This is a genomic window from Mycolicibacterium vaccae NBRC 14118 = CIP 105934, assembly GCF_001552715.1.
Lineage (GTDB): Bacteria > Actinomycetota > Actinomycetes > Mycobacteriales > Mycobacteriaceae > Mycobacterium > Mycobacterium vaccae.
Genome location: NZ_BCRS01000020.1, coordinates 1 through 24415 on the forward strand (window position 1 = coordinate 1; position 24415 = coordinate 24415).

14 protein-coding genes are annotated in these 24415 nt (G+C 70.6%); 12 read left to right on the top strand and 2 right to left on the bottom strand.

All coding sequences use genetic code 11. From position 1 onward, the window contains the following. The 7 genes from MVA01S_RS06275 to MVA01S_RS06305 all read left to right on the top strand — a co-directional run. A partial coding sequence (locus MVA01S_RS06275; RefSeq protein WP_060941559.1) for a type I polyketide synthase occupies positions 1-3961 on the top strand: 3961 nt, incomplete at its 5' end. Continuing rightward, positions 3961-9351, top strand: coding sequence for a type I polyketide synthase (locus MVA01S_RS06280; RefSeq protein WP_003932265.1), 5391 nt, complete (start codon positions 3961-3963; stop codon positions 9349-9351). The genes MVA01S_RS06275 and MVA01S_RS06280, both read left to right, overlap by 1 nt. Continuing rightward, entirely contained in the window at positions 9348-13787 is a 4440-nt protein-coding gene (locus tag MVA01S_RS06285) for a type I polyketide synthase (RefSeq protein ID WP_040542334.1), read from the top strand. Before MVA01S_RS06280 ends, MVA01S_RS06285 begins: the two co-directional genes overlap by 4 nt. A gap of 18 nt (positions 13788-13805) precedes the next feature. Then, a complete protein-coding gene (locus MVA01S_RS06290) occupies positions 13806-14810 on the top strand; it encodes an efflux ABC transporter ATPase subunit, DrrA-related (RefSeq protein ID WP_003932267.1) in 1005 nt (334 codons plus the stop codon). Further along, the gene (locus MVA01S_RS06295; RefSeq protein ID WP_003932268.1) at positions 14807-15631 is read left to right on the top strand and encodes an ABC transporter permease; all 825 of its coding nucleotides are present in this window, start codon (positions 14807-14809) and stop codon (positions 15629-15631) included. Before MVA01S_RS06290 ends, MVA01S_RS06295 begins: the two co-directional genes overlap by 4 nt. Beyond that, positions 15628-16482, top strand: a complete 855-nt coding sequence (locus MVA01S_RS06300) for an ABC transporter permease (protein ID WP_040542507.1) — start codon at positions 15628-15630, stop codon at positions 16480-16482. Before MVA01S_RS06295 ends, MVA01S_RS06300 begins: the two co-directional genes overlap by 4 nt. A 54-nt stretch (positions 16483-16536) precedes the next feature. Then, the gene (locus MVA01S_RS06305) at positions 16537-17787 is read left to right on the top strand and encodes a phthiocerol/phthiodiolone dimycocerosyl transferase (protein WP_003932270.1); all 1251 of its coding nucleotides are present in this window, start codon (positions 16537-16539) and stop codon (positions 17785-17787) included. A 4-nt stretch (positions 17788-17791) separates the two neighbouring features. On the opposite strand, the gene MVA01S_RS06310 is transcribed toward MVA01S_RS06305, so the two are convergent. Then, positions 17792-18631 (bottom strand): class I SAM-dependent methyltransferase, encoded by an 840-nt coding sequence (locus tag MVA01S_RS06310; protein ID WP_003932271.1) that lies wholly within the window; start codon positions 18629-18631, stop codon positions 17792-17794. Between the two features lie 62 nt (positions 18632-18693). Between MVA01S_RS06310 and MVA01S_RS06315 the strand changes: the two genes are divergently transcribed. The 4 genes from MVA01S_RS06315 to MVA01S_RS06330 all read left to right on the top strand — a co-directional run bounded on the left by MVA01S_RS06315 (position 18694) and on the right by MVA01S_RS06330 (position 22213). Then, positions 18694-19380, top strand: coding sequence for a flavodoxin family protein (locus MVA01S_RS06315; RefSeq protein WP_003932272.1), 687 nt, complete (start codon positions 18694-18696; stop codon positions 19378-19380). A 22-nt stretch (positions 19381-19402) separates the two neighbouring features. Beyond that, the gene (locus tag MVA01S_RS06320; protein WP_237024384.1) at positions 19403-19891 is read left to right on the top strand and encodes a DUF2505 domain-containing protein; all 489 of its coding nucleotides are present in this window, start codon (positions 19403-19405) and stop codon (positions 19889-19891) included. Between the two features lie 50 nt (positions 19892-19941). Continuing rightward, entirely contained in the window at positions 19942-20613 is a 672-nt protein-coding gene (locus MVA01S_RS06325) for a nitroreductase family protein (RefSeq protein ID WP_390176160.1), read from the top strand. Between the two features lie 136 nt (positions 20614-20749). Next, the gene (locus MVA01S_RS06330) at positions 20750-22213 is read left to right on the top strand and encodes a hypothetical protein (RefSeq protein ID WP_051015342.1); all 1464 of its coding nucleotides are present in this window, start codon (positions 20750-20752) and stop codon (positions 22211-22213) included. Here MVA01S_RS06330 and MVA01S_RS06335 read toward each other — a convergent pair. Beyond that, positions 22210-22998, bottom strand: a complete 789-nt coding sequence (locus MVA01S_RS06335; RefSeq protein ID WP_003932276.1) for an SDR family NAD(P)-dependent oxidoreductase — start codon at positions 22996-22998, stop codon at positions 22210-22212. The genes MVA01S_RS06330 and MVA01S_RS06335 overlap by 4 nt on opposite strands. A gap of 41 nt (positions 22999-23039) precedes the next feature. On the opposite strand from MVA01S_RS06335, the gene MVA01S_RS06340 reads away from it, so the two are divergent. Further along, positions 23040-23822 (top strand): alpha/beta hydrolase, encoded by a 783-nt coding sequence (locus MVA01S_RS06340; RefSeq protein WP_003932277.1) that lies wholly within the window; start codon positions 23040-23042, stop codon positions 23820-23822. Positions 23823-24415 lie beyond the last annotated feature (593 nt).

A 24415-nucleotide genomic window follows, 5' to 3' on the forward strand; every position in this document is an offset into this window, starting at 1 on the left:
GGCCGAGTGGCTGCAGTCGCCCGCCGGCTCCGCGGTGAGCCTGGCCGACGTCGCGGCCACACTGAACCACCGGCGCGCCCAGCACACCAGGTTCGCGACCGTCGCCGCGGCAGACCGCGACCAGGCCGTCGCCGGGCTGCGGGCACTGGCCGAGGGCTACCCGGCCCCCGGTGTGGTGCCGGCCCACGACGGCGCGTGCGGTTCGGGCACGGTGTTCCTGTACTCCGGGCAGGGTTCGCAGTGGGCGGGCATGGGCCGCCGGCTGCTGGCCGACGAGCCGGCGTTCGCCGCCGCCGTCGACGAGCTCGAGCCCGACTTCGTCGCTCAGGCCGGTTTCTCGCTGCGCGACGTGCTGACCTCCGGCGAGACCGTGGTCGGCATCGACCGCATCCAGCCGGTGCTGGTCGGCGTGCAGCTGGCGCTGACCAAGCTGTGGCAGTCCTACGGCGTGCAGCCGGACGCGGTGATCGGCCACTCGATGGGCGAGGTGACCGCCGCGGTCGTCTCCGGTGCGCTCAGCCCGGCCGACGGCCTGAAGGTGATCGCGACCCGGTCACGGCTGATGAAGCGGCTGTCCGGCCAGGGCGCGATGGGCCTGCTGGAGCTCGACGCCGAGGCCGCCGAGAAGCTGATCGCCGGCTACTCCGGTCTCACGGTGGCGGTGTACGCGTCGCCGCACCAGACGGTGATCGCCGGCCCGCCGGACCAGGTGGACGCCGCGATCGCCGAGGTCGACAAGCTCGACAAGCTGGCCCGCCGGGTGGACGTCGACGTCGCGTCGCACCATCCGATCATCGACCCGATCCTCGACGACCTGCGCGCGGAGCTGGCCGATCTGCAGCCGCGCCGGCCCGCCATCCCGCTGATCGTCACCACCGACGGCCGACCGACCGACGGTTCCTGCGTGTTCGACGCCGACCACTGGGTGGCCAACCTGCGCAACCCGGTGCGCTTCGCCCGCGCGGTCGCCACCGCCGGGGCGGACAAGGCGATCTTCGTCGAGGTCAGCCCGCACCCGCTGCTCAGTCACGCGGTCAAGGACACGCTGTCGACCCCCGCCGGGGACGGGAGTTCGGCCCGGCATTTCCACAGCATCGCCACGCTGCACCGCGACGCGAACGACACGGTCAGCTTCCACACCAACCTCAACGCCACGCACACGGTGCGCCCGCCGAAGACGCCGCAGCGCGGCACCCGGGTGCAGCTGCCCATCACGCCGTGGCATCACGCCCACCACTGGCTCGACACCGCTGCTACGCAGACCAGCTCAAAACGCGTGCCGCACAACGGGACCGATGTGGCGGTCGCCGAAGGCGAGATACACGAGTGGTTCCACCGGCTGAGCTGGCCGGTGCGCGAGCTGCCCGCTGGGACCGCTGCCGACGTGCCGTGGCTGGTGCTGGCCGACGAGGCGGGCGCAGACCTGGCCGAGCTGCTCGGTGCGGGCTCGCGCGCGCTGCCGCTGTCGGTGCTCGACGACGACGCCGGCGCCGACACGGTGCGCTCCGCGCTGCCCGGTGTCGCGCACGTCGTCTACGTCCCGGAGGTCTCCGCGCGGCGCTTCGACGCCGCACCCAGCTATGCGGCGTTCCACCAGCTGCGTCGGCTGGTGGTCGCACTGGCCGGAAGTGGCGATGCACCAAGGCTTTTCATCGTCACCCGGAATGCGCAGGCCGTTGCCGACGGGGAGCGGGCCAACCCGGCGCACGCAGTGCTGTGGGGTCAGGGCCGCACGCTGGCCCTGGAGCACCCGGAGTTCTGGGGCGGCCTCGTCGACGTCGACGAGACGCTGCCCCCGGAACTGCTGGCGCAGTACCTGCACGCCGAGGTTTCCTCGTTGACCGGGACCGACACCGGCCGCGACGACCAGGCCGTCTACCGCGGCGCCGAGCGTCGCGTCCCGCGGCTGGTCCCGCACCCGCTTCCGGCTGTGCCGCTGACCCGATTCGACGCAGGCACAAGCCATCTGGTGATCGGCGCGACCGGTAACGTCGGGCCGTACCTGATCCGCCAGCTCGCCGACATGGGCGCAGGCACGGTGGTCGCGGTGTCACGCCGCGGCGGCGCGCAACTGGCCGAGCTGGCCGAGGAACTGTCGGGCCGCGGCACCACGCTGGTCGAGGTCGCCGCCGACGCGGCCGACGAGACCGCGATGGCGGCGGTGTTCGCCCGCTTCGGCGCCGACCTGCCGCCGCTGGACGGGATCTACCTGGCGTCGCTGGCCGGCGGCGAGGCGCTCCTTACCGACATGACCGAGGACGACCTGGCCCCGATGTTCCGGGCGAAGGTCGACGCCACCACGGTGCTGCACAAGCTGTCGCTGCGCACCCCGGTGCGCCGCTTCGTGCTGTTCTCGTCGATCACCGGGCTGCTGGGTTCCCGCGCCGTCGCCCACTACACGGCGGCCAACGCGTTCGCCGACGCGTTCGCCCACGCGCGGCGCGCGCTCGGCCTGCCCGCGACGGTCGTCGACTGGGGTCTGTGGAAGTCGTGGGCCGACGCCCAGCCGCAGATGAAGGCCGCAGGCCTGGAACCGATGCCCAACGACGTCGCGATCAGGATGCTGCCCGCGGTGCTCAGCCCGGACGCCGCGGTGCAGACCGTGGTGGCCGGGGCCGACTGGGCCCGGCTGGCCGACGCGTACCGGATGCGCGCGTCGGTGAAGGTTCTCGACCACCTGGTCTCCGGCTTCGGCGACGATGCCGATCTGGCCGCCGTGCCCGCCCCCGCCTGGGGCACGGTGCTCGGCGCGCCGGTCGACGGCACCGCGCACGACCGCGTGTGGCGCGCCCGCGTGCTGCCCGGCGAGCGTTCCTACCCGGTCGCGCACCGGGTCCGCGGTGTCGAGGTGGTGCCGGTTTCGGTGCTGCTGCAGACACTGTCGTCGGCAGCTGCGCAGCTCCCGGGCGACGGCGGGTCACCCGCCACCGTCGGCGACGTGCGGTTCGAGTACCCGATCGTGGCCGACCAGCCCAAAGTCGTGCACGTGGTGGCCGACGGTGACGCGTTGACCGTGTGGTCCAGTGCGTCACCGGACAGCCCCGAACAACGCTGGACCCGGCATGCGAGCGCGCAGCTGGCCGCCGCCCCCGGCGGCAGGCCCGACGGCGACCAGAGCACCGGTGGCCGCGTCTTCGACGGTGCGGCGATCTCTGAGATGCAGCGTGCACTCGGTGTCGAGGGCCAGCCGTTCGAGTGGACGGTCACCGACTGCACGACCACGGCCGCCGGCGCTCGCGCCGGCGTCGCGGTACCCACCTCGGCGGAGTCACCCGGCGCCGCACTGGTGGATGCCGCGGTGCACGTGGCCCGGCTCGCCGACGCCGACAACGCGCAGCTGCTGCTGCCCGCGGGCGCCGAGAGCCTGACGGTCGCCGCGGCCGCGGGCGCCGACGGTGTCGTCGAGGCCTACCGGCGGGCCGGCGAGGGCGACAACCTGGTCGTCGACGTCCTGGTCACCGGCGCCGACGGCTCGGTGTGGGTCGACATCCGCGGACTCACCTACGCCCCGGTGGAGTCCGCACCCGCCCCCGTCGCCGACGAAAGCGCGGCCGCGGCAACCGAGTTCGTCGACTGGTCGACGATGACCCGGGCGGAGACGGTGGCCGAACTGCGTAACCGGCTGCGGACCATCCTGGCCCGCGAGCTCGGAATGCCGGACAGCGCCGTCGATTTCGACATGCCGTTCCCGGAGCTCGGCCTGGACTCGATGATGGCGATGAACCTCCTGCGCGACGCCAAGGCGCTGGTGCGCGTCGACCTTTCGGCCACGATGCTGTGGAACCATCCGTCGATCTCGCAGATGTCGGATTTCGTCGCCGACCTGCTGGCGCCGCAACAGAATGCGGTCGACGAGCCCGAACCCGAATCAACCGAGGATGACTCAGACTCCTTCAGCGTGCTGGACGAGCTGTTCTCTTCCGTCGAGTCGGCGAACGCCGGCAGTGAAGGATCCATCTGATGAAGACCACCTTCGACCGGATCTCGGCCATGTCGGCCGAGCAACGCGGCAAGCTGGCCGAGCAGTTCGAGAAGGCCTCCCGGGTCGCAGGCGCCGAGCCCATCGCGGTGGTCGGCATCGGCTGCCGGTTCCCCGGCGGGGTGACCGGCCCGGACAGCTACTGGCACCTGCTGGAGAACGGGGTCGACGCGGTCACCGAGGTGCCCGCCGACCGCTGGGACGGCGACGCGTTCTACGACCCTGACCCGATGGCGCCCGGGCGCATGCCCACCAAGTGGGGCGCCTACCTCGACGACGTCGCCGGCTTCGACGCCGACTTCTTCGGCATCACCCCACGCGAGGCCACCGCGATGGACCCGCAGCAGCGGGTGCTGCTCGAAGTCGCCTGGGAGGCACTGGAGAACGCCGGCCTGGCGCCGGACAACCTCGGCGAGACGCGCACCGCGGTGATGATGGGTGTGTACTACACCGAGTACCAGAACGCGTCCGCGGGCAACCCCGACACCATCGACGCGTACTCGGCGACGGGCAACGCGCACAGCGTGACCGTCGGCCGGATCGCCTACCTGCTCGGGCTCAAGGGCCCGGCCGTCGCGGTCGACACCGCGTGCTCGTCGTCGCTGGTGTCGATCCACCTGGCCTGCCAGAGCCTGCGGATGCGCGAGAGCGACCTCGCGCTGGCCGGCGGGGTCAGCCTCAACCTGCGCCCGGAAACCCAGCTGGCGCTGGCCAAGTGGGGCATGCTGTCGCCGCACGGCAAGTGCCACGCGTTCGACTCGCGCGCCGACGGCTTCGTCCGCGGCGAAGGTGCGGGCGTGGTCGTGCTCAAGCGCCTCACCGACGCGGTGCGCGACGGCGACCGCGTCGTCGGCGTGGTGCGCGGCTCGGCGGTCAACCAGGACGGCCGCTCCAACGGGCTGACCGCGCCCAACGCGCCGTCGCAGCGCGACGTGATCACCCGGGCGCTGCGCTCGGCCGACGTCGCCGCGTCCACGGTCAACTACATCGAAACCCACGGCACCGGAACAGGTCTGGGCGATCCGATCGAGTTCGACGCGCTCGCCGCGGTCTACGGCAAGGGCGACGTGCCGTGCGCGCTCGGCGCGGTCAAGACCAACATGGGCCACCTTGAGGCCGCGGCCGGCGTCGCCGGCTTCATCAAGACCGTGCTGACGCTGCAGCGCGGCAAGATCGCGCCGAACCTGAACTTCGAGAAGTGGAACCCGCAGATCGACCCGAAGCCGACGCGGCTGTTCGTGCCGACGGCGGCGGGGGAGTGGCCCAAGAGCGAGCATCCGCGCCGCGGCGCGGTGTCGTCGTTCGGCATGGGCGGCACCAACGCCCACATCGTGCTGGAGCAGGGCCCCGAGCCCGTGCCCGCGGCGGCCGACACCGGCGGGGTCGTCACCCTCGTGGTGTCGGGCAGGACGCCGGCCCGGCTGGCCGCCTCGGCCGCCTCGCTGGCCGACTGGCTGGAGGGCGACGGCGCGGCCGCGCCGCTGGCCGACGTCGCCTACACCGTCAACCACCACCGCAGCCGCCACCAGACCATCGCCACGGTGTGCGCCCGCACCCACGCCGAGGCTGTCACGGGCCTGCGGGCCCTGGCCGACGGCCGTCCCGCGCCGGGTGTGGCGGGTGCCCGCGACGCGAAGGTCGGACCCGGGACGGTGTTCCTGTACTCCGGTCAGGGCGCGCAGTGGGCGGGTATGGGCAAGGCGCTGCTGGCCGAGGAGCCCGCGTTCGCCGCGGCCGTCGACGAGCTCGAACCCGCGTTCCTCGACAAGGTCGGGTTCTCGCTGCGCCAGACACTGGAGGCCGGCGAACCCGTCGTCGGCATCGACCGCATCCAGCCGGTGCTGGTCGGCATGCAGCTGGCGCTGACCGAGCTGTGGCGCTCCTACGGCGTGGAGCCCGACGCGGTGATCGGTCACTCGATGGGCGAGACGACCGCCGCGGTGGTCGCCGGCGTGCTGACCCCGGCGGAGGGCCTGGACGTCATCGCCACCCGGACCCGGCTGATGAAACGGCTGTCCGGGCAGGGCGCGATGGCGCTGCTGGAGCTCGACGCCCAGGCCACCGAGAAGCTGATCGCCGACCGGCCCGACGTCACGGTCGCGGTGTACGCGTCGCCGAAGCAGTCGGTGATCGCCGGCCCGCCGGATCAGGTCGACGAACTCGTCGCCATGGTCGACGCGCAGGGCAAGCTGGCCCGCCGCGTCGAGGTGGACGTCGCGTCGCACCACCCGACCATCGACCCGGTGCTGCCCGAGCTGCGGGAGGCACTGGCCTATCTGGCCCCGGCCGCGCCGAAGATCCCGCTGATCTCGACGGTCGCCTACGCCGGTGACGCCCCGATGTACTCGGCCGACTACTGGGCGGCGAATCTGCGCAACCCGGTGCGGTTCTCGCAGGCGGTGCACGAGGCGGGCGCCGAGCACAGCAACTTCATCGAGATCAGCCCGCATCCGCTGCTGGCGCATGCGATCTCGGACACGCTGGCCGCGCAGTCCACCAACCGCAGGTACCACGTGGGCGCGACGGTGAACCGGGACCAGCCGGAGACGCTGGCGTTCCACGCGCAGCTGTCCGCGGTGCGTCCGCCCGCGGTCAAGGAGCCCGAGGACGCGTCGGGCCGGCTCGTGTCCGCGCCGCCCACGGCGTGGCAGCACGCATCCTTCTGGATGGCGGATCGATCTGCGGCCCAGGGCTTCTCGGGTGCGCACCCGTTGCTGGGCCTGCATGTGGAGCTGCCGTCGGGCAACGGCCACGTGTGGCAGTCCGACGTGGGTCTGCAGGCCCATCCGTGGCTGGCCGACCACATCGTGCACGGCCTGCCGGTGATGCCGGGCGCCGGTTTCGCCGAGATCGCGCTGGCCGCCGGAGCCGAGGCACTCGGCCTGCCCGCCACGGGCGTCGAGGTCAGTGTCGAGGTCGAGCAGATGCTCCCGCTCGACGAGCACACCAAGCTGACCACCCAGCTGACCCGCGACGAGGACGGCACGCTGCGCGTCGAGATCCACTCCCGCTCCGATGCGGGCAGCTGGACCCGGCACGCGACGGGCACCGTGCGCGCCGCCGAGGACACCGCGGCACCGGCCAAGGTGGTGCCCACCGCCGACGGGACGCCGGTGTCCCCGTCGGAGTTCTACACCGCACTGCGCCGCACCGGCGCTCACCACGCGCACGCGTTCGCGGCGCTGACCCGCATCGTGCGGTCGTCCGGCACGGCCGACACCGAGATCGTGCTGCCCGACGAGGCGACCCCGCACCGCGGCATCACGCTGCACCCGGTGCTGCTGGACGCCGCCCTGCAGGGTCTGGCCGCGGCGATGACCGACGAGACGCTCGCCGATTCCACCGATGTCACCTATCTGCCGGTCGGGTTCGGCTCGCTGCGGGTCTTCGGCGCCCCCGGCCGGCGGGCCAAGTGCCGCGCCGAGCTGGTCAGCGTCGTCGAGGACAGCGGCGACGCGGTCGGCCGGGTCACCCTGACCGACGACACCGGCGCCGTGCTGGCCCGGGTCGACGACGTGCACCTCAAGCGCATCCAGCGCCGGACCGTGCCGCTTCCGTTGTCGCAGAAGATCTTCGACTCGCGCTGGGTCGAGTCCGCGGTACCGGCCGGCGGCCCGGCCACCGGCAGTTGGCTGGCGTTGGCCGACGGTGCGGACGGCCTGGCCCGCGCGCAGGAGTTCGCGACGCGGTTCGGCGGCGACACCCGCCGGGTGGTCACCGCCGACCTCGCCGACGAGGCGGCCGTGCGCGAGGCGTTCGCCACCGCGACCGCCGATCCCGACCTGCCGCCCGCAGGCGTGGTCGTGTTCGTGAGCAACCCGGACTTCGACGGCACCGACGCCGCGAACGGTCTGGAGCACGCCCGCGACGTGATCTGGCGGGTGGCGGGCACCGTGCGCGCGATCGTCGGCAGCTGGCACGGCAGAGCACCGCGGCTGTGGCTGGTCACCGAAAGTGGTCTGGTCGTCAAACCTGAGGACGCTCATGGGAACCCGGGCGCCAACAGCCTCAAGGGCCTGGCGCGGGTGCTCGCCTACGAGCACCCGGACCTGAAGACCACGCTGCTCGACGCCGGCACCGGCGACCCGGCCGCAGCGCTGATCGCCGAGATCGAAGCCGCAGGCGACGACGACGTCATCGCGTGGCGCGACGGCACCCGGTTCGTCGAGCGGCTGTCCCGCGCCACCCTGCCCGCGACGCCGGGTCAGCTCGTGGTGCGCAAGGACGGGTCCTACGTCGTCACCGGTGCGCTCGGCGGTGTCGGCATGTCGGTGGTCCGCTGGCTGGTCGACAACGGCGCAGGCCGGCTCGTGCTCAACGGCCGCAGCGGCCCCTCCGACGAGGTGCAGTCGGTGCTCGACGAACTGTCGGCCCGCGCCGAGATCTCCGTCGTCACCGGCGATGTCGCGCAGCCCGGGGTGGCCGAGCGACTGGTCGCGGCCGCAGAGGAGACCGGCAAGCCGCTGCGCGGCCTGATCCATTCGGCCGCCGTGCTCGAAGACGAGATCTTCGTCGGCCTGACCCGCGAGAGCCTGGACAAGATCTGGGCGCCGAAGGCCGCGGGCGCGCTGCGCCTGCACGAGGTCACCGCTGCCAAGGACCTGGACTGGTGGGTCGGCTTCTCGTCGATCGTGTCGCTGCTGGGTTCGCCCGGCCAGGCCGCCTACGCCTGCGCGAACGCGTGGCTGGACGGGCTGGTCGCCTGGCGTCGTGCCGCGGGACTGCCCGCGATCGCGATCAACTGGGGCCAGTGGGCCGAGGTGGGTCTGGCCAGCACACTGCGCTTCTCGGTGCTGGACCCGATCACCCCGGCCGAGGGCGTGGACGCGCTCGGCGGCGTGCTGGCCGCCGGCTTCTCCCGGGTCGGCATCGCCCGGCTGCGGCTGGACCGCGCCGCGGCGGCGTTCCCGGAGATCCACCAGATCGGCTTCTTCGCCGACCTGGTCGGTGAGCTGGAGACCGACGACGTCGACGAAGACTGGGGCGGTGCCGAGGCGCTCAAGACCATGGACGCCGCGGAGGTCAACCGGGTCGTGGTGGCGCGGCTGCGCCGCCGCATCTCGGCGATCATGGGTTACTCCGACGACAGCGCGGTCGACATCGCCCAGCCGCTGACCGAGCTGGGCCTGGATTCGCTGATGGCGGTGCGGATGCGCAACACCATCCGCGGTGACTTCGGGGTGGAGCCTCCGGTGGCACTGCTTCTGCAGGGCGCTACGCTGTCCGATCTCGCGCTCGATCTGATCCGTCAGCTCGGGCTCGAGGAGCAGGAGTCCGCCGAGCGCCCGAACGCGCTGCGCGAGCGGGCACAGCAACGTGCCGCAGCGCGTCAACGAGCCGCATCGCGGCGGAAAGTGGGACCACGATCGTGACGAGCGGTGCCTTGAACAACGCCGACGAACTTCCCGACAACGCCATCGCCGTCATCGGCATGGCAGGCAAATTCCCGGGTGCGGGGTCGGTGTCCGAGTTCTGGCGCAACCTGCGCGGCGGCGTCGAGTCGATCGTCGACCTGTCCGAGGAGGACCTGCTCGCCAACGGTGTCACCGAGAAGGCGCTGGCCCACCGCGGCTACGTGCGCCGGGCCGGGCTGATGCCGGGCATCGAGGAGTTCGACGCGGACTTCTTCGGCTTCACCCCGTACGCGGCCCGCATGCTCGACCCGCAGCACCGGTTGTTCCTGCAGGCGGTGTTCCATGCCCTGGAGGACGCCGGCTACGACCCGAAGGGGCTGGAGTCCACCGTCGGCGTGTTCGGCACCAGCAGCTCGAGCGGCTACCTGCTGCACAACCTGATGTCGAACTTCGACCCGATGATGGTGATCGGGCAGGGCGCCAGCTTCGAGATGGTCAACCTGTCGCTGCAGAACGACAAGGACCACCTGGCCACCCGGGTGGCCCACCAGTTCGACTTCCGCGGGCCCGCACTGTCGGTGGCGACGGCCTGCTCGTCGTCGCTGGTCGCGGTGCATCTGGCCTGCCAGTCGATCCTCAACGGGGAGTGCGACATCGCACTGGCCGGCGGCTCGTCGCTGCGCATCCCGCACCACGTCGGCTACTGGTACGAGCAGGGCGCGATGGTCTCGCCCACCGGCCGGTGCCGCCCGTTCGACGTGCGCTCCGACGGCACGATCTTCGCCAGCGGCGTCGGCGTCATCGCGCTCAAGGCGCTGGCCGACGCCGTCGAGGACGGCGACCACATCCACGCGGTGATCCGCGGCTCGGCGCTGAACAACGACGGCGCCACCAAGATGACCTACGCCGCGCCGAACGCGCTGGGCCAGGCCGAGGTGATCGCCGAGGCGCACGCGATCGCCGGGGTGGACGCGTCGTCGATCACCTACGTCGAGACCCACGGCACCGGCACCCCGCTCGGCGACCCGATCGAGATCGAGGGGCTGCGCCAGGCATTCGAGCTGGCCGAGGAAACCCGCAGTGCGCCCTGCTATCTCGGGTCGGTCAAGTCCAACATCGGCCACCTGGAGACCGCTGCGGGCATCGCCGGGCTGATCAAGGCCATCCTGTGCCTGGAGCACAAGGCCATCCCGGCCACGCTGCACTACACCAGCCCGAACCCCGAGCTGCACATCGACCGCGGGCCGTTCCGCATCCGCGGCCAGGACGGGCCGTGGGAATCCGACGGCATCCGCCGTGCAGGCGTCAGCTCCTTCGGCGTGGGCGGCACCAACGCCCACATCGTGCTGGAGGAGGCGCCGGCGGTGGCCGCCGCGCCGGCGTCGTCACCGGCCCGGCCGCAGGTTCTCGTGCTGTCTGCGAGAACCGAAGAGGCGCTTGGCCAGTCGCGGGCGGCGCTGGCCAACGAGCTGGCTGAGGCGGACGAGATCAGCCTGCCCGACGCCGCGTACACGCTGACCCGGCGCCGCAAGGAGCCGGTCCGGCTGGCCGCGGTCGTGCACGACCAGGCCAACGCCGCGACCGTGCTCTCAGCCGCTCAGATCGACGGGGCGACCGACAACGTGTTCGTCGGACAGGCCGTCCCCGGTCTGACGGACTCGGCCGAGCGGGTCGCATTCCTGTTCCCGGGCCAGGGCGCCCAGCACGTCGGCATGGCCCGCGGCCTGTACGACAGCGAGCCGGTGTTCGCCCGGCACTTCGACGAGTGTGTCGCGGCATTCAACGACGAGATGGGTTACGACCTGCGCGCCGAGATCTTCGACGGCGTGGGACGCAACCTGGAGCACACCGACCGGGCCCAGCCGGCACTGTTCACCGTCGAGTACGCGCTGGCCAGACTGGTCCAGTCCTACGGCGTCGAACCGGCGATCATGGCCGGGCACAGCATCGGGGAGTACCCCGCGGCGACCATCGCCGGCGTCTTCGACCTCGATACCGCGGTCAAGGTGGTGTCCAAGCGCGCCAAGCTGATGCACGCCGCCCCGCGCGGCGTGATGGTCGCGGTGCCGTTGAGCCCCGCGGCGATCGCCGAACACCTGACCCCGGACGTCGACGTCGCGACGATCAACGACCCGGGCAGCTGCGTGGTGGCCGGCAGCGAGGACGCGATCCGCACCTTCCAGGCCGCGTTGGCCGAGAAGGGCGTCGCGGCCAGGCGGGTGCGCACCTCGCACGCGTTCCACTCCCGGCTGATGGACCCGGTGGTCGCCGAGTTCGGCGCGTTCCTGTCCGGTGTGACGCTGCGGGAACCGCAGATCCCGTTGCTGTCCAACATCACCGGGACCACGATGACCGCGGCCGAGGCCACCAACCCGGCGACGTGGGCCCGGCAGATCCGGGCCACCGTCCGCTTCGCCGACGAACTCGACGCGCTGCTGGCCGCACCGGACCGGGTGTTGGTCGAGGTGGGTCCCGGCGGCACGCTGACCTCGTCGGCGGGCAGGCACCCGAAATGGGCCGAACGGCACCGCGCGGTGCGGCTGATGCGGCACCAGGCGCAGAACCGCAACGACCACGACACGTTCCTGCTGGCGCTGGGCCAGCTGTGGGCCGCCGACGTCGAGGTGGACTTCGACCAGGGCGCCGAGCAGCAGCACACGCTGGTCACGCTGCCCGGCTATCCGTTCGCCAAGCAGCGGCACTGGGTCGAGCACAACGCCAACGCCGCCTGGCTGGCCGGCGGCGCGGGCACCAACGGCATGACGGCGGCGACCGACTCCGCCGGGGCCGCGCCCGCCGCGGCCGGGGGCGCCTCCACGGTGGAGGCCAAGCTGCAGCGCATCTGGTGCCAGTGCCTCGGCCTGTCGAACATCGACCGCAACGCCAACTTCTTCGAGATCGGCGGTGACTCGCTGATCGCGATCAGCGTGGCGATGACCGCGGGGCACGAAGGTCTGGACCTGACCCCGCAGGACCTGTACGAGAACCAGACCGTGGCCTCGCTGGCCAAGGTGCTGTCGGCGCGCTACGCCGAAGGCGGCCTGGCCCGTCAGACACTCGACGACGCGGTCCATCCGCCGGTTCCGCCGAACGTGGCGTACTTCCTCGAGCACGGACTGCGCGACATCGGTCGCTGGCGCATCCCGGTGATCCTGGGGCTGCGTCCCGACGTCGGCGAGGACGACGTGCGGGCGGTGCTGACCGCGGTGACCGACGCGCACGACGCACTGCGCGTGCACCTGGTGGAACGGGCGGGCACCTGGGATCAACGGATCGCCGAGCCGGGGGAGTTCACCGAGCTGGTGACCCGGCAGCTGCCCGACGGGCTGGCCGCGGGCAGCCCGCAGGAACGCGCGGCGGTGCTGGAGTTCCTCGACGAGCAGGTCCGCGAGCATCAGATGGTGGTGCCGCTGACCGCGACGTTCATCCGCGGCGCGGCCGGCGGCCCGTCGCACCTGGCGCTGAGCCTGCACGGCATCATCGGCGGCTCGGGTGAGGACGGGGTGTCGCGTGATGTGCTGCTCACCGACATCTTCACCGCGTTCAGCCAGCGGATGGCCGGCGAGGAGATCGCACTGGCGCCGGTCCCGGCGTCGTGGCGGGAATGGTCGCAGCGGTGCGCGGGGCTGGCCAGTCACCCGGCCGTGCTCGACAGCCGGGACCACTGGTTCGAGACGGCGCAGCGGTCCACGCTGAGCGTCGCCGGCCCGGACCCCAGCGAGCGTCCCGGCGCCGACGAAGTGGTCCGGTTGTCGACCGCGCTGTCGGCCGCCGAAACCGGTGAGATCGACGACGCCCGGCGACGGCTGCGCCTGCCGGTCGAGGAGATCCTGCTGGCCGCGCTGGCCCGTGCCGTGGCCGCCACGGCAGGCGAGGGTGCGGTGGCCGTCGACCTGGCCGGCCGCGGCCGCTCGGTGCTCAAGCCCGACGTCGACCTGCAACGCACCGTGGGCTGGTTCAGCACCATCCACCCGGTGGTGCTGACCGCGAGCGGACAGGGTTCGGCCCGGCAGTCCCTCGAAGAGGTGCGCGACACGCTCAAAGCGGTCCCGCACTACGGCATCGGATATGGGCTGCTGCGCTACCTGTACGCGCCGACCGCGCGCGTGCTCGGTGCGACGCGGCCCGCCGACATCCTGTTCTCCCACGTCGGCACCATCCCCGAGGTGCCCGCCGAGCAGCCCGAGGACGCGCCGGTGCGGTTCGACGCCGACACGGCCATGCCGATCCGCGATGCGCTGCCCGGCCTCGGGCACGCGATCGAGCTGCGGGTTTACCGCACCGGAGGGGTGCTGCACCTGGACTGGTGGTACGACACCCGCCGGCTCGGGCCCACCGATGTGGAATCCTTTGCCCGGCAGTACTCGACGGCGCTCCTGGACATCACCCGGGACGCGCTGGCCGAGGAGGACAGCGACGCCGGCGACGAGCTGGCGCTGGTCGATCTGTCGTGAGCGGTTAGAGGAGAGCGAATGACCAGGTCCGACAAGGCGGTGGTCGTCGCCGGCATCAAGAAGTCCTTCGGCTCCGTCGAGGCGCTGCGCGACGTGAGTTTCGAGGTCGAGCGCGGCGAGGTGCTCGGTCTGCTCGGCCCCAACGGGGCCGGCAAGACCACCACCGTGAATATCCTGTCCACGCTGATCAAGCCGGACAGCGGCCGCGCCCTGATCGCCGGGCACGACGTCGTCAGCGATCCCGCCGGGGTGCGCCGGGCGCTGATGCTGACGGGTCAGCACGCGGCGCTCGACGATCTGCTCACCGGCCGCGAGAACCTGCTGATGTTCGGACGGCTGCAGGGGCTGACCAAGAAGGTCGCCAAGCAGCGGGCCCAGGAACTGCTGGAGCAGTTCGATCTGGTGCAGGCGGGCGACCGCGCGGTGGGCAATTACTCCGGTGGCATGAAGCGCCGCATCGACATCGCCTGCGGTCTGGTGGTGCGCCCCGAGGTGGTGTTCCTCGACGAACCGACCACCGGACTGGATCCCCGGAGCCGCCAGGCGATCTGGGAACTGGTCACCGACTTCAAAGAGGCGGGCATCGCCACGCTGCTGACCACGCAGTACCTGGAGGAGGCCGACCTCCTCAGCGACCGGATCATCGTCATCGACAAGGGCACGGTGATCGCCGAAGGTACCGCCGACCAACTCAAGGAACGCACCGGCGGCACCTACTGCGAGATCGTGCCCCGCCATATCGCCGACATCCCCGCGGTGGTGCGCATCCTCGGTCCGCTGCTGCCCGAGGCCAACCGCGCCGTGGTCGACGACGCGTCGGACCGGATCTCGATGCCGGCGCCGGACGGAGCCAACACCCTGATGCAGGCGCTGCACCTGCTCAGCGAGCACCGCATCGAGCTGATGGACATCGCGCTGCGCCGGCCGTCCCTCGACGAGGTGTTCCTCGCGCTGACCGGGGACAGCACCCGGGGCAGGGGCGACCAGTCCGACGACCTCGTGGCTGCGGACTCGTACGCGTGATCACCCAGTCCGCCATCCCGACAGCCGCCCGGCCGCCGGTCTCCGCGGTTCAGCAGTGGTGGGTGCTCACCGTCCGGATGATCACCCCGACCCTGCGTAACGGGGAGCTGGCCACCCAGATCGTCGGGTCGATCGTGTTCACCATCGGCTACTACCTGCCGCTCAAGCAGATGATGGGCGCGGTCCAGCCGTTGAGCAGCTACGCCCAGTACCTGACGCCGTTGATCGTGCTGCAGGCCATCTGGTTCGCCGCCATCTCGGCGGCGTTCCGGTCGGCGACCGACTCCGTGCAGGGCATCAACCGCCGGTTCCGCGCGATGCCGATCCCGGTGCTGACCCCGCTGGCGTCGCGGATGACCGCCAGCATGTACCGCTGCTGCATCGCGCTGGCCGTGTCGGTGGCCTGCGGGCACGTGATCGGGTTCCGGTTCCACAACGGTGTCCTCAGCGTCATCGGGTTCGTCGCGCTGGTGCTGCTGATCGGCGCCGCGCTGGCCCTGATCGGCGACCTGATCGGCATCGCGACCCAGAATCCGGAGGCGACCGCGCCGATGATGCTCATCCCGCAGCTGACGCTGGGCCTGGCGTCGGTGGGGCTGCAGCCGGTGGAACGCTTCCCGGAGTGGATTCAGGGCTTCGTGCGCAACCAGCCGCTGTCGCAGTGGGTGTATGCCCTGCAGGCGCTCGCCGGTGACAGCTCCGGCGCCGCGCCGGAGACGACCTGGGCGGTGATGTTCCCCGCGGTGGCGTGGGCGGTCGGCAGCATCGTGGTGGCGCTGGCCCTGCACGCGTGGGTGACGCGGAAGCGACGGTCGGAATGACCCTGGAGCACTCTGAGCCCGTGGTGGGCGCGCCGTACCGGCCCGGGGGCAGGCACCGCCGCGAGAAGATCTGGGAGAACTCGCCCAAGCGGCTGCTGCCGCAGGTGGGGGTGCTGACCTGGCGCATCCTGCGGCGCTGGAGCCGCGACCCGGCGACGCTGGTGCAGTCGTTCGTGATGCCGGCGGCCTTCCTGGTGGCACTCGACATCGTGCTGGGCGACGTCCTCCAGGAGGTCACCGGACACAGCGGTCTCTACGGACAGGTGCCGCTGGTCGCACTGGTCGGCGGGATGACCGGCGCGATCATCGGCGCGGTCGGGATCATGCGGGAACGCGAAACGGGGCTGCTGGCCCGGTTCTGGGTGGTGCCCGTGCACCGCGCCGCGGGCCTGCTGTCCCGGCTGGCCGCCGACTTCGTCCGCATCGTGGTGATCACGCTGGTGGTGATGTGTGTCGGGCTCGCCCTCGGGTTCCGGTTCGAGCAGGGCATTCTCGCGGCCGTCCTGTGGGTGTTCATGCCCGCGCTGTTCGGCGTCGCGTTGTCGGCCGCGGTGCTGACGCTGGCGTTGTTCTCGTCCAACACGATCGTGCCGCAGGCCACCGAGATCGTCATCGCGATGCTGATGTTCTTCTCCATCGGCTTCGTGCCGCTGGACCAGTACCCGGAATGGCTGCAACCGATCGTCGAGCACCAACCGGTCAGCTATACGATCGAGGCCATGCGGGGGCTGTCCCTCGAGGGCCCCATCGCCGAGCCCGTGATGTTCTCGGTGTTGTGGGCGGTCGGGATCGCCGCGGTGTGCGCGGTCCCGCTGGCGATCGGATACCGCAAGGCCAGCAAGCGTGGGTGACGGGACCGCCCGAACCACCGACACCTCTACCGAGACACCGGGAGTCTGACACTGATGTTTCCTTCATCGGGCATCCGCAAGCTCGCGCGCAGCGAAGAGATGTTCGCCGAGACGCACAACTTCATCGGCCTGGCCGCGCATGTCGAGGGCCCGATGGACGCCGACGCGCTGTCGGACGCGTTCGACCTGCTGCTGCAGGCACATCCGGTGCTCGGCGGACACCTGGAGCAGCTGCCGGACGGCAAGTGGGAGATCGTGCTCGACGACCTGATGCACCCCGGTATCGAGGTGGTGGAACTGGCCGGGGACGCGCCCGCCCCGCCGCTGATCTTCGACCAGACCCAGTCGCTGGTGCACCTGCGACTTACCGTCCGGGACGGCGTCGCGCAGCCCACGCTGTACATCCATCACAGCCTGGCCGACGGGCACCACCAGTTCAGCCTGGTCGAGGAGCTGTTCTCCACCTACACCGACCTGGTGACCACCGGCACCACCAAACCGGTTCAGGTGCACCCGGCGCCCGAACCGCTGGAGGTGATCCTGTCGGATCGGGGCGTGGAGAAGCGGACCCGTTCGGGCCTGGAGCGGCTGCTCGCGGCGATGTTCGCCTACGACCTGCCGCCGTCGCGGCGCGCCCCGGCGGAGGTCAACCCCGTTCTGCCGCAGCTCGTCCCGATGGCGTACTGCACGCTGTCGGAACAGGACACCGAGAAGATCATCGCGTTCTGCCGGGCCAACAAGCTCGGCCTGAACAGTCTGCTGTCGGCGGCGGTGCTGATGGCCGAGTGGACTGTGCGCAACACCCCGAACATCCCGGTGCCTTACGTGTATCCCGTGGATCTGCGGTATCTGCTGTCCCCACCGGTGTCGGCCACCGAGAGCACCAATCCCGTCGGCATCGCCACCTACCTGGCCGAGATCGAGTCGGGCACCGACATCGCCGAGCTGGCCCGCGACATCAACGACACGTACAAGAAGGACATCGCCGAAGGCGTGATCCAGCAGAGCTTCCTGCACTTCAGCCCGCAGTACGTGGGCAACCCGCCCGGCCTGCCCGACGTGGTGATGTTCACCGACAACGGCATCGTGCCGCCGCTGCGTACGCCGCCGGACATGCAGGTGGCCGCCAGCCACGGCGAGTTCTACTTCGCAGTGGGCGCGGGCATCGAGATCTACACCAGCAAGATCTTCAACGGTCAGCTGATGATCGAGTACCACTCGCACGGGCCGGACCGCGAGAAGTCCGTCGCGGCGATCGAGGACCAGCTCCGCCGCGTCGTGGCCAAGCAGTCCGGTGTCGGCTGACCGCTCAGCGTTGCGCGGCGGGGGAACCGAACGCGAAGCGGTGGTACTGCAGCGCCTTGCGCAGCGGCGGCACCAGCCGCACCGCGCGCTTGAGCGCCTGCATGGCCGGGCCCGTCCCGGCATACGTGCTCGCATCGAAAAACGTTGTCGCGGCGAGCAATCGGATGTCGGGCAGTTTGTCGAGGATCTGCTGCGGATCGTTGACCGCCCAGTACAGCACCGAGCCGGAGGTACGCACCAGCGACTGCGTCTTCTGGGACTTGATCGCCAGCCAGTTGAAGAAGTCGATCTGCAGCTCCCCGACGCCGAAGCGGTCGACGAAGCGGCGCAGCAGCGCGATGCCCTCTTCCTCGGTGAGGTACATGCTGATGCCCTCGGCGATCAGCAGTGTGGGCCGGTCGGCGGGGATCTCGTCGAGCCAGTTCGGCTCGGTGGCCGGGGTGGCGATGAGCTGATAGTTGCTGCGGGACGGGTAGATCTGCTCGCGCAGCGCAATGACCTCGGGGAAATCCACGTCGTACCAACGGACGTCGGGTCCGGGATCGACCCGGAACACGCGGCAGTCCAGGCCGCAACCCAGGTGCACGACGGTGCACTCGGGGTTGGCGGCGATGAACTCGCGGACCCAGCCGTCGTAGAGCGCGGTGCGAACGGTGAACAGCGGCGCCCACTTCGGCGTGATCTCGAGTTCGCGCCAGTCGAAGTCGAGCTTGTCGATCGCGGCCTTGGCGAACCGGTCGCCGAGGATCGGTCGGTCGAAGTCAGCGTCGAGGGCCTTCAGGTACAGAGTCGACAGCATGGTCTTCGCCGGGCCAGTGAGGTCGACCGGAACTTTGTTGCTCACGTGTGTGAGGCTATTCGCAAAGGGCCCGGCGTGGCACGTCGGGTCGACGATGACGAGAGGATGTGCCGACCGTGACTCCATCGGGTCCGCCGCGCGTGCTGTTGCTCTACTACAGCTACACCGGACAGGCGAAGAAGGTTCTCGACGCCGCGGGGGAGGTGTTCAGGTCCCGCGGATACGACGTGACGGAGGCGCCGATCGAGTTCACCGATCCGCGGTATGCGGAGCGGTTCTCCCGCTTCCCGATGCGCCGGGTGTGGCCGGAGTTCCTCGGGATGTTGCCGGCGCAGACGCTGCAGCGCACCGGCGACATCCGCACCCCCGACGCGGTCCGCACCGGCGACTACGACCTGATCTGCATCGGGTCACCCACCTGGTGGGACACCGTGTCGATGCCGCTGCGCACCTTCCTGACCTCGCACGAGGCGCGGAATCTGCTCGACGGCAAGCGGTTTGCGGTCTTCGTGGTGTGCCGGCGCAAGTGGCGCAAGAACCTCGCCGGAGTGCGCAAGCTCGCCGAGAAGAAGGGCGGGCGTTACGTCGACGGCATCCACTTCACCTACCCGGGCGGCGAACTGTCCTCGATGCTGTCGCTGACCAGCTATCTGGGGTCGGGGGAGTACAAGGAGCGCTCGCTCGGGATCAAACTGCCACCCACGAACATCAGTGACGAGCAGTGCGAGGAGTCGCGGCGCTTCGCGGCCCGCGTCGCCGACAAGGTGTTCGGCAAGCAACCGCGGGGGAACTGAGGCCGTGCCACGCTCTTTCGACGTGACGACCGAGGCGCCGGCCGGGGTCGCCGAGGTACTGGCGGCGTTCGGCCTGCGTGAGTACTGGCTGGACCGGCTCGCTGCGTACGGCGGTGACTCGATGCGGCTGGATTCGCTGGATGTCGCCACGGACGACACGGTGGTGGTGCGCACCACCCAGGATCTGCGTGCGGACATGCTGCCCGGGGCGATTGCCCGGCTGCTGCCCGGGGACACCAAGATCGTCCGGACCGAGACGTGGCGGCCGGCGGTCGACGGGCGGGCACGCGGCGACTTCAGCATCGCCGCGCACGGAGTGCCCAGTTCCGGTTCGGGCACGATGCTGCTCACCGCGGCCGGGTCCGGTTCCAGCCTGCGGGTCAACGGGAGCCTCGAGGTCCGTATCCCGGTGGTAGGAGGGCGGATCGAACGCTATGTCGCCGACCTCATCGGCAAGGAGGTGCCGCAGATGCAGCGGTTCACCGCCGAGTGGATCGACGGGAGGGCCTGAACGTGCCGGAACCGATACCCACCGCCGCCGAAGCGCTGGCCAGGCTGGACATGCCGCTGGTCGAGGCGATGATGACGCAGCGGGCGATCCGCCGGGTGCTGCCCGATCCGGTCGACGACGAGATCGTGCTCAAGTGCATCGAGCTCGCGCTGCGGGCGCCGACCGGCGCCAACGGGCAGAACTGGGAGTTCGTCGTCGTCAAGGACCCCAAGATCAAGCGCAAGCTGCAGCGGCGTTACCGGCTGGCGTGGCGGGTGTTCCACCGCACCACGATCCGCGACGTCGCGTCCTACGACGATGAGATGGCGAAAAGCGTCAAGGCCATCGAGTGGCAGCTCGAGCACTTCCACGAGATCCCGGTGTTGGTCATCGCGTGCCTGCGGTTGTCGGCCCGCGAGGGCAAGGTGCCGTTCGTGCCGATGCCGCACGCGGCGGCGTCCGCGTTCTTCGGATCGATTTACCCGAGTGTGCAGAATTTGTTGCTGGCAGCGCGCTCGATGGGATTGGGCGCGTCGCTGATCACGTTGCCGTTGTGGAATCTGACGTCCGCGCGGCGGGTTCTGAATTTGCCCACCGAGGTGACCCCGTGCTGCGTGGTTCCCCTCGGTTGGCCGCGTGGCCGATACGGCTCGACCACGCGCAGACCTGTTGACGAGGTAGTCCATTTGGATCAGTACGGGAACCGGGCCTGGTTCGGGCCGAAGGATCTGGATTCGGCCTGATCGGGTTGACGACCCCGTCAGACTTCGCTGTTCGACACGCGTTCTTTTCACTTTGCTAGACAACGCGGTTGATGTTCGGTTACGTTCCTTGCTGTTGGGGGACAGCAAATTCACAGGAACATACGAAGGGGGCGTCATGCCTGGTGCCGTAAAGCCTTATGTCACGGCAGGCGTGGCGCTGGTGGGGGCCAGCGTCATTTCCATAACTCCGATCGCGCCGCAGGTGATCGCCGAGCGCGCGACCGACCGGTACGTCGCGCTGACCGCGGCGGCGAGCAACCTCTGCGAGACCGAGCCGACGTCGGCTCTGTGCACCGACACCGGTTCGGCCGATGTGGCGGTGACCAACCGTGCCGTGTTCGGCGACTCGTCGTTGCTCTACATTCCCGGCAACCTCTTCAACGCGCTGCTGAGCCTGCCGGCCTGGGAGATCCAGGCGATGGACCGGCTCGCCGACGCGATGATCGGCACCGGCAGCTGGCAGGTGTGGGGGCCGACGAACGTGTTCGGTTTCGACGAATGGGATCCGCCGAAGCTCAAGGCGTTCATCGATGTGCTGATGCCGTTCAAGCCGTTCTCGTCGGTGCTCGGCGAGCAGATGAGCGTGTGGGCACAGGCCAACCTGCCGATGAACTCGGGCTGCGCCGGCACGCCGGGTGCCTGCCCGGACATGAGCATGCTGCTGGCCAGCATGTTCAAGGTCCCGGTCTCGCAGCTGTACGAGGGCTACACGTTCCCCGGCGCCGGTGAGCAGGGGTCGACGAACCCGTTCGACGGCACACCCGTGTCCTGGGCCGGCACCACCGTGAAGCTCGAGCCCTGGGGGCCGTTCAAGAACACCTGGGAGTGGCTGACGACCCCGCCCAAGCCGGTGGCCAGCGTGCCGCTGGCGGACTTCATCCGGGTGCCGCTCAAGCTCGCCAAGTCACTGTTCGACGCATTCAACCCGTTCGTCCAGAACAGCAGCATCTTCAACCCGCGCAACGGGCTGATCGCCGTGGTGGCCAAGGCGCTGGCGCCGCTGTTCTGCAAGAACTGCAACTTCGACAACCTGTACGACAACCCGTGGCTCTACGACAATTACGACCCACATCCGCCGGTCGAGGCCGCCGGAACCGACGACGCGCAGGAGTCGGAGTCGGGCGGGTCCGGCACGACCGAGGGTGGAGCCCTGTCCGGGGACGCAACCGGGGTGGAGACCGGGGAGGAGACCGAGGCCGCGTCGACCGGTACCGAAGATGCCGCGATCAGCAGCCTGCGGAGCAAGTTCCAGGCCGCCGAGACCGAGGACGAGGGCGCCGACGAGGACACCACGCCCTCGCCCGAACAGGAGCCGACGGAGCCGGCCGAGGAGCCGACCGGTCCGGTCGACGACGTCGAGGACGATGCGGATATCGACGAGGCCACCGACGAGGACGCCGAGGACGGCGAGGACAGCAGCGGCAAGCACCGCCTCGACGACGGCGACGACGACAACTCGGTGACGTCGATCCGGGACAAGGTCGAAGCCGAGAACGACAAGAAGGAAACCGCCACCGAGAAGGGCGCCGACAAGAACGACGGCGGCTCGGACTCGGGTTCGGATTCCGGGAGCGACTAGCGGCGCCTCGCCGCGGCCAGCCGCAGCGCGGGAAGCAGCAGTGCGCGCGGGGTGAAGCGCCCGCCGAGTCCGGTCAGCTTCGGCACCAGACCGGGCACGACGAGGCGCTTGCCCGCGCGCATCGCCGTGATTCCGGCTTCGGCGACCTCCTCGACCGAGACCTGCACCTTCCCGCCCGGCGGCTGCTCTCCGGCGATCTCCCACCATTCGGTGGGGACGGGCCCGGGGCACAGCGCGGTGCAGGACACGCCGCTGCCGCGCAGGCCTTCGTGCACGGCCTCCGAGAACGTCTGCACGTAGGCCTTGGTCGCCGAGTAGACGGCGGCGCCGGGCAACGGCTGGAACCCGGCGATCGAACCGATGTTGAGCACCGCGCCGGTGCCACGGGCCACCATCTGGGGCAGCACGGCGTGGGTCAGTTCGGTCAGCGCGAGGACGTTGACGATGACCTGGTCGCGCTCACGGTCCGGTGGCAGGTCCTGCAACAGCCCGTTGGTGCCGAACCCCGCGCTGTTCACCAGGCCGGCCACCGCAGTACCACGCAGGCGCTCGACAGCCTCGGTGCGGCCGGATTCGGCGTTGAGATCCAGGGGCACCACGTCCACCGAAATTGAACGGCCACTGAGCAATTCGTCGGACAGTGCGGCGAGGCGATCGCGCCGGCGGGCGATCAGCATGAGGTTGTAGCCACGCCGGGCCAGCCCGCGGGCGATGTGTTCGCCGATGCCCGACGAGGCGCCGGTGATCACGACGGTGGTGCCGGGGTTGGGTCTGGCAAGGCTCATGGGCCGCGATAGTACCTACGGCGCCGTATACGCTGTGCGCGATGCTGGAGGTAATCGACAAGGGATCGGTCACTGAATCCCACCCTGTCCCATTGTTGTTCGTGCACGGCGCCTGGCATGCGGCGTGGTGCTGGGACGAGCACTTCCTGGAGTTCTTCGCCGGACGCGGCTACCGCGCGGTGGCGGTGAGCCTGCGCGGCCACGGCGGCAGCCCCGCCGACAAGAAGCTGAAGGACCTGACGTTCGACGACTTCGTCGCCGACATCACCACCGCCGCCGATGCGCTGCCCACCCGCCCGGTGATCGTCGGGCACTCGATGGGCGGGGTGCTGGTGCAGCGGTACCTGGAGAACCGGGACGCCCCGGCAGGAGTGCTGATGGCGTCGATGCCGCCGCAGGGCTCGTTGCGGTCGGGACTGCGGTGGATCAGGAGCCACCCGTGGCACTTCGCGAAGCTCACGGTGACCGGGCGATCGCTGCCCTATGTGAGCACCCCGGAACTGGCCCGGGAGCGTTTCTTCTCGTCGGCCACCCCGGAGGCTGTCGTGCGCCGCTACGCCGGACGCCTGCAGGAGGAGAGCGCCCGGATGGGTCTCGACGGGCTGGTCAAGCGACCCCGCCCGGAGCGTGTCCGGGCGCCGATGCTGGTCCTCGGCGGCACCGAGGACGGCGCGGTGACCCAGGACGAGGTGCGGGCGTCGGCCCTCGCCTACGGCACGGAAGCGCACTTCTTTGCGGGCATGGGGCACAACATGATGCTGGAGGCCGGCTGGGAGAGCGTGGCCGACCGGATCGACGTCTGGTTGCGCGACCGCGGCCTGTGACCGTTGCCGACCGGCGTCGCCGGGGCGTCCCAACCGACCGGACCGGTGATTGCCACGCGCATCTGACGTCCGCGTCAGCAAATGGTCCGTACGAGGTGGCCCGGCGGTGCCTCCCCTCGGGTCGACGGGTCCTCGGCGGCCGCTGCGACTACGGCGGGGGCGCCCGCCCAGGGCCGCGGGCGGCCCGCAACCGGCGGTCCCGCCCGGTCTGAGCCGACGATCCCGGCGGTGTGCGCCGGGCGGGTTCGCGACAGCGCGCGGGTCGGCGCACCGGGCGGCGCCGGCCTCAACGGTCGGGGCTCGCACGGCCGAACGGTCGCAAGGCGTTGTCCGTCAACGCTTTTACCATGCCGCGCGGCGTCGCAGTGGCGTAGCTGCAAGTTAGCTGTGAACGGTCGGCGGGCGGCGCCTCGACGGCGCGTCACCGGCGCGTCGCACCCGGCGGCCCGGTCCGTGGGTGGCTGTGTCCCGGCCTGGACACTCAGGTCCGCAGCGCGGCACAGCGAGGCAGGCCACCGCGCGCCTTCCCGGTTTTCCCATGTGAAACGGGTCAAGGTAGGTCTGCGCCGCGCGCCGGTGCAGGCGGCCGGGCC